The following is a 13,921-nucleotide window of genomic DNA, read 5'->3' on the forward strand; positions in this document are numbered from 1 at the left end:
ACACCCCGTGCAAGTAAGACCCCCGACCAGACAACGCCTGCGCCGCGGGCTGGCCGTCACCGGCGCCGCCGTCCTCGGCGCCGGCGCGACCCTCGTGGCCGGCGTCCCCGCCCTGGCCGCACCGAGCTGCACCGTCGTCTACAAGGTCCAGAGCCAGTGGTCCGGCGGCTTCACCGGCGACATCGCCATCACCAACACCGGCGACCCGGTGTCCACCTGGAAGCTCGAGTACGACTTCCCGGACGCCGCCCAGAAGGTCGCCCAGGGCTGGAGCGGCGTCTACGCCCAGAGCGGCCAGCACGTCACGGTCAGCAACGCGGCCTGGAACGGCAACCTGGGCACCAACGGCACGGTCAGCACCGGCTTCAACGGAACCTTCGGCTCGGCCAACCCGGTGCCCACGGCGTTCACGCTCAACGGCACCCGCTGCAACGGCCCGGCCACCGCGCCGACGGTCGAGATCAGCAGCCCGGCGGCGAACACCCGATACACCGCGCCGGCCTCGATCCCGATCACCGCGGTGCCCGGCGTGCCCGCCGGCGGCTCGGTCAGCAAGGTCGAGTTCTACCACGACGGCCTGCTGCTCAACACCGACACGGCCGCGCCGTACACGTACACCTGGACCGGCGTGCCGGCCCAGACCGCGGCCTATCAACTGCAGGCCATCGCGTACGACGCCACGGGCGGCAGGAGCAACACCGCCGCGGTGCCCGTGTTCGTGGACGCGGCCACCACCCCGGCGGTCGTCACCGATGCCACCTCGGTGAGTGTCTCGCCCGGCGGAACCGCGACCTTCAAGCTGGCGCTCTCCAAGGCGCCCACGGCGAACGTGACCGTGGCGGTCGCCCGCAGCACCGGCGCCACCACCGTCTCGGCCACTCCGGCGTCGCTGACCTTCACCCCGGCCAACTGGGGCACCGGCCAGACCGTCACCGTCGCGGCCACCAGTGCGGCGGCGGTCGGCGCGACGGCCGCGTTCTCGGCCACCGCGAGCGGGCACACCGCCGCGACGGTCAACGCGACAGTCGTCCGGGAAGGCGCGGCCGACGCCCGGTTCACCCAGATGTACAACGACATCAAAAACCCGGCCAACGGCTACTTCAGCCCCGACGGCGTGCCCTACCACTCGATCGAGACGCTGATCGACGAGGCGCCCGACCACGGCCACGAGACCACCTCCGAGGCGTTCAGCTACTGGCTGTGGCTCGAGGCCGAGTACGGGCACACGTCGCAGGACTGGGCGCCGTTCAACAGCGCCTGGGCGACGATGGAGAAGTACATCATCCCGTCGCACGCCGACCAGCCGACCAACGACAAGTACGACGCGTCCAAGCCGGCGACCTACGCGGCGGAGTACCCGCTGCCCTCGCAGTACCCGTCCCAGCTCGACCCGAGCGTCTCGGTCGGCACCGACCCGCTGGCGTCGGAGCTGAAGAGCGCGTACGGCACCTCCGACATCTACGGCATGCACTGGCTGCTCGACGTCGACAACACGTACGGCTTCGGCCGGTGCGGCGACGGCACGTCGCGCAACGTCTACATCAACACGTTCCAGCGCGGCCCGCAGGAGTCGACGTTCGAGACCGTGCCGCAGCCGAGCTGTGACACGTTCAAGCACGGCGGCCCCAACGGCTTCCTCGACCTGTTCACCAAGGACTCCAGCTACGCCAAGCAGTGGAAGTACACCAACGCGCCGGACGCGGACTCGCGCGCGGTGCAGGCGGCGTACTGGGCGTTGACCTGGGCCACCGAGCAGGGCAAGCAGTCGCAGCTGACCGCGGCCGTGTCCAACGCGGCCAAGATGGGCGACTACCTGCGCTACTCCTTCTACGACAAGTACTTCAAGCAGCCGGGCTGCGCCTCGACGTCGTGCGCGGCGGGCAACGGCAAGAACTCCTCCAGCAACCTGATGTCCTGGTACTACGCCTGGGGTGGCGCGACCGACACCAACGCCGGATGGGCGTGGCGGATCGGCTCGAGCACGAGCCACTTCGGCTACCAGAACCCGATGGCGGCCTACGTCCTGTCCAACGTCAGCGCCTTCGCTCCGAAGTCGCCGTCGGCCAAGGCGGACTGGCAGGCCAGCCTCAACCGGCAGCTCGAGTTCTACCAGTGGCTGCAGTCGTCCGAGGGTGCCATCGCCGGCGGCGCGACCAACAGCTGGAACGGCAGCTACCAGGCCCGGCCGGCCGGCACACCGACGTTCTACGGACTCGCGTACGTGGAAGCCCCGGTCTACGAGGACCCGCCGTCGAACCGCTGGTTCGGCATGCAGACCTGGTCGCTGGAGCGGCTGGCCGAGTACTACTACCTGACCAACGACGCCAAGGCCAAGTCGGTCCTGGACAAGTGGGTTCCGTGGGCGCTGGCCAACAGCGACATCACGGCGACCGACTTCGCGATCCCGTCGGACATGGCGTGGTCGGGCGCCCCGGCCACCTGGAACCCGTCGTCGCCGGCGGCCAACACCAACCTGCACGTCACGGTGACCAGCAAGGGCCAGGACCTCGGCGTGGCCGGCTCCTTCGCCAAGCTGCTCACCTACTACGCGGCGAAGTCGGGCAGCGCCTCGGCCAAGACGGCGGCCAAGAACCTGCTCGACGCCATCTGGACCAAGAAGGACTCGAAGGGCGTGTCGGTCACCGAGACCCGCGCCGACTACAACCGGATGGACGACACCTACAACGCGTCGACCGGTCAGGGCATCTACATCCCGCCGGGCTGGAGCGGCAAGATGCCGAACGGCGACGAGATCAAGCCCGGTGTGTCCTTCCTGGACATCCGGTCCTTCTACAAGAACGACCCGGACTACCCGAAGGTCGACGCCTATCTGAAGGGCGGCCCGGCGCCGACGTTCAACTACCACCGCTTCTGGGCCCAGGTCGATGTGGCCACGGGCTACGCCGACTTCGCGCGCCTGTTCCCGAACGGATAAGGGGGTTCTGATGCGAAGAAGATTCCTGATGTACGCGATGAGTGCGCTCGTCGCGGCCGGGGTCGCCGTGGTGGCCACACCACCCGGCGCGGCCCAGGCACACGGCGCGATGATGGTGCCGGGCAGCCGTACGTGGCTCTGCTACAAAGACGGCCGCAACCCGCAGACGGGGGCGATCGAGCCGAAGAACGCCGCGTGTGCGGCCGCCGTGGCCCAGAGCGGGACGACCTCGCTCTACAACTGGTTCGCGGTGCTGCGCTCGGACGGGGCGGGCCGGATGTCCGGGTTCATCCCCGACGGTCAGCTGTGCTCGGGCGGCACCGGTGGCCCGTACAACTTCACCGGTTTCAACCTGCCGCGCAACGACTTCCCGGTGACTCACCTGACCGCGGGCCGGCAGATCCAGGTTCAGTACAACAACTGGGCCAAGCACCCCGGCACGTTCCGGATGTACATCACCAAGGACAGCTGGAGCCCGACCCGGGCCCTGGCCTGGAGCGACCTCGAGGCGGCCCCGTTCGACTCGGTGACCAACCCGCCGGACAACGGCGGTCCCGGTTCCGATGCAGGGCACTACTACTGGAACGCGACGCTGCCGTCCGGCAAGAGCGGTCGCCACCTGATCTACTCGGTGTGGCAGCGCTCGGACAGCAACGAGACGTTCTACGGCTGCTCCGACGTCGTCTTCGACGGCGGCAACGGCGAGGTGACCGGCGTCGGCAACGGCGGCGTGACCCCGCCGCCCACCACGCCGCCCCCGACGACCCCGCCGCCGACGACCCCGCCGCCGACGACCCCGCCCCCGTCGACTCCGCCCCCGTCCACACCGCCGCCGACGACCCCGCCGCCCGGCAACTCCGCGTGCAACGCGATGTTCAACATCACGGGCACCTGGAACGGCGGCTTCCAGGCCGAGGTGATGGTGCACGCCGACACCGCGGCCATCAGCAACTGGTCGGTCTCCTGGACCTGGCCGGGTGCACAGACCTTGGCCCAGGCCTGGAGCGGCACCGCAACCAGCTCCGGTTCCTTGGTGACGGTGAAGAACGTCAACTGGAACGGCACCGTGGCCGCCGGCAAGTACGTGACCTTCGGCCTGCTCGGCTCCGGCACAGCACCCCCATCGGTCAACAACCTCGCCTGCACCACCGCATGACCTGACCCGCTCCGAAAGAAACCCGGCGGCGGCGCGAACCCAACGCGCCCCCGCCGGCCCCGGGGCCCGGCACTCATCCAAGAGCGAAAGAGTGTCCTCTGCGGGTGGGACCTCGTCGACGTCCTGCAGATATTCATCGAAGTCGGAGAAGTCGACCGTCCAATGCGTGACTGCCCAGTCAGCCAGTCGTCGTTGTCGTTCCAGGATTTGGGTGGGTCCCCATTCGGACAGCGAAGCCAACTCTTGTTCCTGCGCGAGCGGCGCCTGGGCATAACATGCGGTTCGAGGGATTCCTGGGCCGGCCGCCCCTCGCTTGTCGGGGAAGTCTTTGTTCGAGTATGCGCTGTTGTCCCTGGTCAGCGTCAGATTACCCAGGCTCTGCACCAGGCGACGGTCCTGTTGCCGAGGGAAGAGTCGTCGCCAATATTCCGACGTGGCCGTCTGAGGATAAATGTGCTCAATCGTTTTCTCCCGTTTCCCACTATTGAAGAAAACATAGTCGACGTCGGGCTTGGCGCCCTTGAGCAGATGTAGCTCGTATTCGTAGAGGAAGTACTTCAAAGCTCCCCAGCGGTACCAGTTGTATTCGGTGATCATCAGGTTGGCGTAGACCTGGGCGTCGTCCGCGTAATACTCAACCAGTTGGCGTAGCCGCTGGTCCAGGACTTCGACGCTCATATTTCCGGTGAAGACCCGATTCGCCAGCCGATACAGTTGACCCTGGCCGGCATCGGATCGGTAGCCGCCGATCAGGTAGGTGCGCACTGCGAAACGACGGCAGAGGTCCACGATCCGGAGGTAACCTGTTGAGTCCGTTGGCGCCTTCTCGCGAAGGGCGATGAAAAGGGGAAGAAACACCGCGACAATTCCAGTGCGTGCGAGGTCATTGTGTGCGCTGCGCGCGTCTTTCGCCAGGTCACCGAACTCTTCAAATGACTGGACGTGCGGTCGCAGGCAGTCTGCGTAGGACTGCGCGGCTCGCGCGAGGGAATCGACGTACTCGCCGATCTCGGCCACCAGGAGATCCGGTTCGCTCGTGTATCGCGTCCTGGCATATTGTTCCTTGAGGGATTTCGTGCCTCTCCAGTGCACCGACACCGGGTTCGTCGAGGCGAGCCAATGTGCTCGCAGGAATTGGTCCTCACCGGCGGCGGACACCGCAGCAACCTCAAGGAGCAGGCGGTAGATTCGTGCCCAGGACCGGTTGATGCGTGCCGCGAGTTCCTGTCGCTGTCCGGTCGGTAAGCGTGCAGCCAGGAAAAGCAGGTAATTCTTGACCTTCTCCAGCTCGGTGAGCGGCTTGCCGCGGTCGTTCAGTGTCTCGAAAATGACTCCTACCTCGGCCTGCTCGCTGAGCCGGTAGACGGTGAACTCCAGCTGAGTGATCAAAGCGTCGCGGAACCTCTGTAGCTGCCTGAGCGGTTCGTCCCCGGCCGCAATCTTGGCCACGTATGCACGGATCTGCAGGGCCGCGTCAAGGAGCCGGCGCCCAGAGACAGTGTCGGGAGCATGCACGGGTTTGCCCATGATGAGCGCTGACCAGATCGGCATGGCCTCATCGGCGAGTCGAAGCTTGGTATGCGCCTGTCCATCTTTGATGTACGACAGGTAGTTGCTACGGATACCGTCAGCCACCGACTTGTGTCCGAGATCGTCGAAGGCGCGCCGAAGCTCATTGAGGAAGAGGCCGACCGTAGTGATTCGCTGTTGCCCGTCCACGATGTTGAGCTGGGCCAATGGACGTGAATCGTCGTCGATCAGCATGTTGGTCTCGCTGCCGAGGAGCACGAGCGTGCCGGTGTAGTGCTTGCCCGCCGGATCAAGCAGTTCCAAGTCGGTCAGGAAGTCCTGGACCTGCTCGTGTTCCCAGGCGTAGCCCCGCTGATAGTCGGGAATGGTGAGAACGTAAGGAATGAGTACCTGCGCCGCCGAGGCCAACTGCGTGGGTGTCATCGGGACACCCTAGGAGCATTCTGAAGGAGGTAGCTCGTACTTGGAGGCAGATTTCCTTGTCGTCGGAGGCCGCACTATGAACGCCGGAGTCCGGCACTCGCATATCGGGCGAGCCGGCGGGTCGTCCTCGCGATCTCGATGGCACCTATCGGCTCCGGCGGCGTTCGACGGCGACCGCCAGCAGCGGTGCCGCTGCGAACGTCGCAGCGACTTGCAGGTACGTCAACGGGCACCGGCCGGAGCTGGCCTGCGCCAGATGGTGGGAAGCCTCTTTAGCCGTTCTTAAGGCCTTGCTGGTGCACTGCGGCGCATGAGTCTTCGACGCGTTGTGGTGTGTTTGGTGGCGGTTGTGGCGCTGGGGTCGGCGGGGTGTTCGGGGTCGGCAAGCGGTAGGGGCTCGGACGTGGGTGCCGCTGAAGCGAAGCCGACCGTCGCTACGCAGGCGGCGGCCGCGGCTGAGGGATCGGCGGGTGGGGAAGAGGTTTGTGCGCACCTGAGCAAGGAGTTGCCGCGGATCGAGGCGGTCGGGTCCGAGGTCGGGGCGATGGCTCAGCTGACGATGAGCTTGGCCGGCTTCTATGAGACGCACGACAAGGTGGCTGACGGGAGTGCGCTCGACGCGCAGACCGAGAAGGCCTGCCCGAAGGTGCGGGCGGCGATGTTGAAGGCGGCCGGGATGAAGAGCTTCGCCGACCTCGGATGAAAACTGGCATAGATAACGATCATTGTCTGCGACCACAATCGCCACTATGGGCGACCACGGCGCGGCGGTGCGGGAATACGAGCTTTTCACTCCCGAGGTGATGGCGGACCCCAACGGCTTTCTGCACCGGGTGCGGGCGGAAAGTCCGCTGGCCTGGTTACCGCAGCTCGACGCCTATCTCCTCACCCGGTATGCGGACGTCAACGCGGCTCTGCGCAGCAAGCGGATGGACAGCGCCAACATGGCCCGCGTCCTGCAGCGGCTGGCGCCGGCGGAACAGCGGGAGCTGGCGCCGGTCCGCCGGTCCATCGAGATGTGGATGGGGCACACCGTGCCGGCCGACCACGTGCGCTTCCAGCAGCTGCTCAAGCGCTACTTCACGCCGGCGACGGTCGACCGGCTGCGGCCGCGGGTCCGGGAGTTCACCCACGAGCTCCTCGATGCCGTCGCCGCCAAGGGGCAGATGGACGTCGTACGGGATCTGGCCTATCCGTTGCCGGCCAACGTCATCGCCGAGTTGCTGGGGATGCCGGTGAGTGACCGGGAGCAGTTGCAGGCGTGGTCACGGGACATCGTGCCGATCTTCAGCAACGGTGACGTCCAGCAGCTGCGGACGGCGCAGCGCAGCATGCTCGAGATGCACGACTACCTGCGGCTCATCGCGGCCGACCGCCGCCGGGCGCCCCGCGAGGACGTCCTCAGCACGTTCGTGGCGGCCGAGGCCGAGGGCCTGATCACCGAGGACGAGGCGGTGGCCAACTGCGTGCTGCTGCTCTTCGCCGGTCATGAGACCACCGCCAACCTGATCGCCAACGGCCTCGTCCTGCTCTTCGGCAACCCGGATCAGCTGGCGTTGCTCCGCGAGGATCCCGGCCGGATGCCGTCGGCGGTCGAGGAGATGCTGCGCTGCGACGGCCCGGCCGGGATCATCGGCCGCGTCGCCCGCGAACCGGTCGAGCTGGCCGGGCACACCGTCCCGGCCGGTCGGCACGTCTACCTGGCACTGATGGCCGCGAACCGCGATCCGGACGTCTTCGGAGACCCGGACCGCTTCGACGTGATGCGGGAGGGCAACCGGCACCTCAGTTTCGGCATGGGCACCTACTACTGCCTGGGTGCGGCGCTGGCCCGGATGGAGACCGACGAGTGCCTCCGGATCCTGCTCGACCGGTGCCCCGATCTCCGGCCCGCCTACCAGTCGCCGGATTGGCTGCCCTCGGCGCCGCTCGGGCATCGGCTGGGCTCCTTGCCGGTCACGTTCTGAGCACCGAACGGTACGCGGTCAGCCTCGGGCGGCGCGGAGGCCACGCAGGACGAAGTCCAGGCGGCGGTGGTAGTCGTCGCGGGTCTGCTGGTCGCAGGCCCGCACGATGACGCCGCGTTCGAGGATCAGGTAGGTCAGGTCGTCGGGGGTGAGGTCGGCGCGGACGACGCCGGCCGTCTGGGCCTCGTGCAGCAGGCGGCGGCCGAACTGGCAGGCGCGCTCGAAGAGCGTGGTCAGCGGCTCGGAGTCGGGGGGCACGCGCATCAGGACGTCGTTGGCGGCGGGCTCGTCGTATTGCAGGAGCCAGGTGCGCAGCAGGTATTCCTCGAAGCGGAGCAGGGGGCCGTCGAGGGCGTCCACCGCCTCGATGATGTCGCCGATGCGGGCCGCCACCAACTCCTCGACCACCGCGTCGATCAGGCCGGTGCGGCTGCCGAAGCGGTGATAGATGGTGCCCTTGCTGACGCCGGCGGCCCGGGCCACCTCGTCGAGCGGGGTGGTCAGGCCGCCGGTGCGGAAGACGTCGAGGGCGGCGCGGCGGATGCCCTCGACGTTGCGCCGTGCGTCGGCTCTCACGCGGGTGAGGCTGCCCGGTCCTGCCACGTGATGTCGAGGGCGCGGCGGAACATCTCGACCGGTTGGGCACCGGAGACGGCCCGTTTGTTGTCGAAGACGAAGAACGGGACGCCGCTGATGCCGAGCTCGCGGGCCCGGGCGAGGTCGGCGCGGATGTCCTGCTCGTAAGCCTTGGTCTCGAGCGCCGTCACGGCGGCGGAACGGTCCAGCCCCAGGTCGGCGGCCAGGTCGGCCAGCACCTCGTGGTCAGCCAGGTTGAGGCCGTCGGTGAACTCGGCCCGGAACAGGCGGTCGACCATCGGCAGCTCCTGGCCGTGGGCCTTGGCCAGGTGAATCATCCGGTGGGCGTCGAGCGTATTGATCATCATCGACCGGGGGAACTGATAGTCCAGGCCGGACTCGGCGCCCCGGGCGGCCAGCTGGGCGTGCGACGCCTCGATCTGGGCCGGGGGCATGCCGTACTGCTGGGCCAGGTAGTTGTCGGCCAGGACGGCCTCGCCGACCGGGAAGCCCGGGTTGAGCTGGAAGCTGTGATAGCGGACCTGCACCGAGGAGCCGTGCGGGAACTGCTCGACGGCCTCCTTGAGGACGGCGTTGCCCAGGTAGCAGAACGGGCACACGACGTCGCTCCAGACGTCGATCACGATCGGCTCGGCGGCACGGCCGAAGACGCTGCTGGTCATCAGTCGCACCACCCGTCGACCGCGCAGACGCCGGAGTCATCGGACGACTCAAGCATGATCAGCGGCGCGGGAGCCGGCTCGGCGGCCCCCGCCTCGACCAGGTCGTCGGTCTCGACGACGAGCGGCTCAGTGCTACTTGCTTGCATAGTCAACAAGTTACCAGCAACTTGACGCCGCGGCCAAGATAGTGACTTTCGGCATCGCGAACCGAAAGTTCCGACGTATTACTAAGATCGATCGTCAATAAACATGGTCATGATCCAGGTTCTTGTTCTTGACGACATAGATGAGCGCCTTTACGTTACGAGGGACCGTCCGATGTGTTTCCGAAACTTCCGGCCACCGCGGAAGCTTCGGCGCTTGCTGATCCCGGCGGCCGTGAAGGAGCTCCCGCATGCCCACCCGACGCGAATTGCTCGCTCTGACCTCCGGCGCGGCCGTCACCGCCGCGGCCGGGCTTCCCGCCTCCGCCCAAGCCGCCGCCCCGCACGAGAGCAACGGGCACGAGAACGACTGGACAGCCACCTGGGCCGCGGCCCCGACGACCATCCCGCCCGGCTCGCCGACCGTCCTGGCCAACCAGACCGTGCGGCAGATCGTCCACTGCAGCGCCGGTGGCGACGAGATCCGCATCCGGGTCACCAACGAGTTCGGCAACGGCCCGCTGCGCATCGGCGCGGTCCGGGTCGCTCTGCGCGCCGGCGAGGGCGCCAGCACCCGGACCGTCCCGGGCACCGACCGCCGGGTGACCTTCAGCAACCGGGCCGGGCTGACCATCCCGGCCGGGTCGCCGCTGGTCAGCGACCCGGTCCGGTTGCGTGTCGCGCCCGGCGCCGACCTGGCCATCAGCCTCTACCTGCCCGCCCGCACGCCGGTCACCACGCTGGCCGCGTTCGCCTTTCAGGACAACGTCATCGCCGACGGCGATGTCACCGCCGCGCGCTCGGTCACCCCGGTCGCGACCATCGGGCAGTACCTGTTCCTCTCCGGCGTCGCGGTGAGCGACGGCGGCCCGGCGATCGTCACCCTGGGCGACTCGATCACGAACGGTGCCAACACGCAGAACAACAGCAATCACCGCTGGCCCGACCTGCTCGCCGCGCGGCTGCGGGAAGCGCATGGGCGCACCCTGGGCGTGGCCAACGTCGGCATCTCGGGCAACCGCCTGCTGCACGACCCGAACCCCGCCCCCGGCAGCGACGCGGAGACCTTCGCCGCGTACTTCGGGCACAGCGCCCTGCGCCGGTTCGACCGGGACGTCGTCGCACAGCCCGGCGCCCGCTTCCTCATCGTGCTGCTCGGCGTCAACGATCTCGGCCACCCGGGCACGGTCGCGCCGGAGTCCGAAGTGGTCACCGCCGACGACCTGATCGCCGGGCACCGCCAGCTGATCGCCCGCGCGCACGCGGCCGGGCTGGTCGCCGTCGGCGGCACGATCCTGCCGTTCAAGGGCGACACGCTCGGCTTCTACACCGAGGCCAACGAGCGCAAGCGGGACGTGCTCAACCGCTGGATCCGGGCCGGCGGCGAGTACGACGGTGTGGCCGACTTCGACCGGGCCATGCGCGACCCGGCCGACCCACTGCGGCTCAATCCGGCCTACGACAGCGGTGACGGCCTGCATCCCAACGACGCCGGCATGGCCGTGATGGCCGACGCCGTGCCGCTGAGGATGTTCGCATGAGGGCCGCGATCGCGGTCGCCGCGATAACCGGACTTCTCGTGGCCGCGCCCGTGCCGGTTGGGGCCGCGCCGAGTGAGGCCGCGCGGGGCAAAGACAGCAAGTCGTACGTCTCCACGGAGAACGGCCCCGGCCGATTCCCGCTGAGAGGCGCGCCGCTGGTGGTGAGCAAGGACGACTACGCCGGTGTGATCCGGGTGGTCGACGACCTGCGAACCGACCTGGGAAAGGTCACCGGCGTCGAGCCGGCGGTCGGCCACGACACCATTCCCGGCGGACGCGACCCGGTCATCGTCGGCACCATCGGCAAGAGCCCATTGATCGACCGCATCATCGCGCGCGGCAAACTCGATGTGCGCGGGGTCGAGGGCAAGTGGGAGACCACTGTCGAACAGGTCGTCGAAAATCCCCTCCCAGGCGTACGTCGGGCCTTTGTCATCGCCGGCAGCGACCAGCGCGGCAGCATCTACGGCGCCTACGACCTGTCCCGGACCATCGGCATCTCGCCCTGGCATTTCTGGGACGACGTGCCGGTGCAGAAGAAGGCCGAGCTCTTTGTGCGGCCCGGCCGGCACACCCAGGGCACGCCCAAGGTGAAATACCGCGGGTTCTTCATCAACGACGAGAACCCGGCCACCGGCACCTGGGCCCCCGGCTACTTCGGCCCGGGCAAGGCGCCCGGCTATCCCGGCGGATTGACCAGCGACTACTTCGCGAAGGTCTTCGAGACCATGCTGCGGCTGAAGGCCAACTATCTGTGGCCGGCCGTGTGGGGACGAGCCTTCGCCGAGGACGACCCGCTCAATCACGCCACCGCGAGCTTCTACGGCGTCGTGATGGGGACCTCGCACGAGGCGCCGATGATGCGGGGCATCGAGGAATGGAACCGGCACCCCACCGGTACGGGGGAGTGGAGCTTCCGCCGGAATCCGGACGCCATCAAAGCCTATTGGCGGGACGGCGCCGAACGGATGCGCGACCAGAACATCGAGGGCGTGATAACGCTCGGCATGCGCGGGAACGGCGATGTCTCCCTGCCCGACGGCGACGGCATCGACCTGATGTCGTCGATCATCGACAGCCAGCGGCAGATCCTGCGCGAGACCGGGCTCATCGACCGGCCCCAGGTGCAGACCCTCTACAAGGAGGTGCAGCGCTACTGGGACAACGGATACCGGCCGCCGGACGACGTCACGGTCGTGTTCTGCGACGACAACTGGGGCAACCTGCGCAAGCTGCCCGACCCGTCGCTGCCGGCGCGCAGCGGGGGCTACGGCATGTACTACCACTTCGACTATGTCGGCGACGGCCGCAACTACAAGTGGGCCGACACCATCAACCTCACCAATACGTGGGAGCAGTTGAATCTCGCGTACCGCAAGGGGGTCGACCGCCTCTGGGTGGTGAACGTGGGCGACCTCAAGAACGAGGAGCTGCCGACCCAGTTCTTCCTCGACTACGCGTGGAACCCGGACGCCCTGCCGGTCACCGGGATCGACGACTGGACCCGCGAGTTCGCCGCGCAGAACTTCGGCCAATCGCTCGCGCCGGCCGTGGCCGAGCTTCTCGACGAGTACGGTTTCCTGCAGTCGCGCCGCAAGCCGGAACTGCTCAACCGGCGGATCACTGTCGATCCGGCCAAGGACCTCAGCACCGATCCGACCGCGGTGGTCTACAACGATCAGGCCACCCCGTTCAGCCTCACCGACTACGGCGAGATGGACCGCGTGACCGAGGCCTGGATCGACCTCGCCCGGCGGGCGACCCGACTGAAAGCACGGGTTCCCGCGGCGTGGCAGGACGCTTTCTATCAGCTCGTCTACTACCAGATCAAAGACACGGCCATCATCTACGAGCTGCGGCGCGCGCAATTCACCAATCTCGCCTACGCGGCTCAGGGACGCGCGGCGACGAACGAGCTCGCCGACACCGCGGAACGGCTCTTCGCCGAGGACCAGGCGATGAGCGACTACTACAACAACACCCTCGCGGGCGGGAAGTGGAAGAACTGGCAGCTGCAACCCAAGATCGGGTACGGCAACGTCGAGCGCTACGGCCCGAACGCGCCCTGGCAGCAGCCGGAACTGAACAATGTCGCCCTCCCGGACGAGATCTACCCGCACCTCAAGCGCATCGCCGTGCCGCCGGCGGCCTCGATGGGCGTCGCGCTGGACGGCGGCTCGGAAACCACTCTCCCGCAATTCAGTCCGTGGCAATCGCAACGGCCGCAATACCTCGACGTCTACAACAAGGGCACCACGCCGTTCCGATACCGGATCACCACGGGCGCGTCGTGGGTGCACGTGGCGCCGGCGTCCGGTGTGGTCGACGACGAGACCCGGGTGACGGTGAAGGTGGACTGGCGGCGTGCGCCCAAGGGCGTCACGACGGTGCCGATCACCGTCACCGGGGCCGGATCGACGACTGTCGTGCAAGCGCCGATCGAGAATCCGGCGATCAAGCCGGTCGGGTTCCTCGAGGCCAACGGCTATGTGGCCATGGAAGCCGACCACTACAGCGGCAAGGCCGGAAAGTGGCAGCTGCTGCCGGGCATCGGCAAGACCGGCAACGGGCTCACGCCGGTCGGCGGAGCCGGGGCCCGGCTCGACTACAAGATGACGCTCACCAGCACCGGGCCGGTGAAGGTCACGGCGTACCTGTCGCCTCGTAACAACGTGTTGCCGGGTGACGGGCTCAAATACGGGGTGTCCATCGACGGGCAGTCACCGCAGGTGGTCAACGTGACCAAGGCGACCGGCGCCAACGACACCACGATGAACCGGCAGTGGGCGCGCAACACGTCCGACAACATCAACCGCACGACAACCACCCACACGATCGACACACCCGGTGCGCACACGCTGACGTTCTGGGCGGTCGACCCCACGGTGATCGTGCAGCGGCTGGTCGTGGACACCGGCGGGGTCAAGTACAGCTACCTCGGCCCGCCCGAGAGCCGGAGGTCCTGAC

General features: G+C 67.7%; 9 protein-coding genes and 1 pseudogene. 6 read left to right on the forward strand and 4 right to left on the reverse strand.

What is annotated here, in order from left to right:
- Positions 1 to 7: 7 nt before the first annotated feature.
- The gene (locus tag NAG42_RS31135) at positions 8 to 2,935 is read left to right on the forward strand and encodes a glycoside hydrolase family 48 protein (protein WP_250035465.1); all 2,928 of its coding nucleotides are present in this window, start codon (positions 8 to 10) and stop codon (positions 2,933 to 2,935) included.
- A 10-nt stretch (positions 2,936 to 2,945) separates the two neighbouring features.
- Positions 2,946 to 4,091 carry a lytic polysaccharide monooxygenase gene (locus NAG42_RS31140; protein WP_250035466.1) on the forward strand — a complete coding sequence of 382 codons (1,146 nt, stop codon included), beginning with the start codon at positions 2,946 to 2,948 and terminating at the stop codon, positions 4,089 to 4,091.
- Positions 4,092 to 4,277: 186 nt separating this feature from the next.
- Here the strand turns inward: NAG42_RS31140 and NAG42_RS45405 are convergent.
- Positions 4,278 to 6,044 (reverse strand): annotated as a pseudogene (locus NAG42_RS45405) (DUF262 domain-containing protein); the annotation flags it as partial.
- 310 nt (positions 6,045 to 6,354) lie between these two features.
- On the opposite strand from NAG42_RS45405, the gene NAG42_RS31150 reads away from it, so the two are divergent.
- Entirely contained in the window at positions 6,355 to 6,747 is a 393-nt protein-coding gene (locus tag NAG42_RS31150) for a hypothetical protein (RefSeq protein WP_250035468.1), read from the forward strand.
- A gap of 46 nt (positions 6,748 to 6,793) precedes the next feature.
- Positions 6,794 to 8,011 carry a cytochrome P450 gene (locus NAG42_RS31155; RefSeq protein WP_250035469.1) on the forward strand — a complete coding sequence of 406 codons (1,218 nt, stop codon included), beginning with the start codon at positions 6,794 to 6,796 and terminating at the stop codon, positions 8,009 to 8,011.
- Between the two features lie 18 nt (positions 8,012 to 8,029).
- Here the strand turns inward: NAG42_RS31155 and NAG42_RS31160 are convergent, their stop codons facing one another.
- From NAG42_RS31160 to NAG42_RS31170, 3 genes are read right to left on the reverse strand one after another with little or no spacing between them, the layout of a single operon-like run.
- On the reverse strand, positions 8,030 to 8,587 hold the full coding sequence (locus NAG42_RS31160; protein ID WP_250035470.1) for a TetR/AcrR family transcriptional regulator: 558 nt from the start codon (positions 8,585 to 8,587) through the stop codon (positions 8,030 to 8,032).
- Positions 8,584 to 9,270 carry a DsbA family oxidoreductase gene (locus tag NAG42_RS31165; protein ID WP_250035471.1) on the reverse strand — a complete coding sequence of 229 codons (687 nt, stop codon included), beginning with the start codon at positions 9,268 to 9,270 and terminating at the stop codon, positions 8,584 to 8,586. Before NAG42_RS31165 ends, NAG42_RS31160 begins: the two co-directional genes overlap by 4 nt.
- Positions 9,270 to 9,416, reverse strand: coding sequence for a hypothetical protein (locus NAG42_RS31170; protein WP_250035472.1), 147 nt, complete (start codon positions 9,414 to 9,416; stop codon positions 9,270 to 9,272). The genes NAG42_RS31165 and NAG42_RS31170 overlap by 1 nt, the downstream gene beginning before the upstream one ends.
- A gap of 248 nt (positions 9,417 to 9,664) precedes the next feature.
- Between NAG42_RS31170 and NAG42_RS31175 the strand changes: the two genes are divergently transcribed.
- Together NAG42_RS31175 and NAG42_RS31180 are read left to right on the forward strand one after the other, a co-directional pair.
- On the forward strand, positions 9,665 to 10,954 hold the full coding sequence (locus NAG42_RS31175; RefSeq protein WP_250035474.1) for an SGNH/GDSL hydrolase family protein: 1,290 nt from the start codon (positions 9,665 to 9,667) through the stop codon (positions 10,952 to 10,954).
- A complete protein-coding gene (locus NAG42_RS31180) occupies positions 10,951 to 13,920 on the forward strand; it encodes a glycosyl hydrolase 115 family protein (protein ID WP_250035475.1) in 2,970 nt (989 codons plus the stop codon). The genes NAG42_RS31175 and NAG42_RS31180 overlap by 4 nt, the downstream gene beginning before the upstream one ends.
- Position 13,921: the final 1 nt, after the last annotated feature.

This window comes from Paractinoplanes maris, assembly GCF_023544465.1.
Lineage (GTDB): Bacteria > Actinomycetota > Actinomycetes > Mycobacteriales > Micromonosporaceae > Actinoplanes > Actinoplanes maris.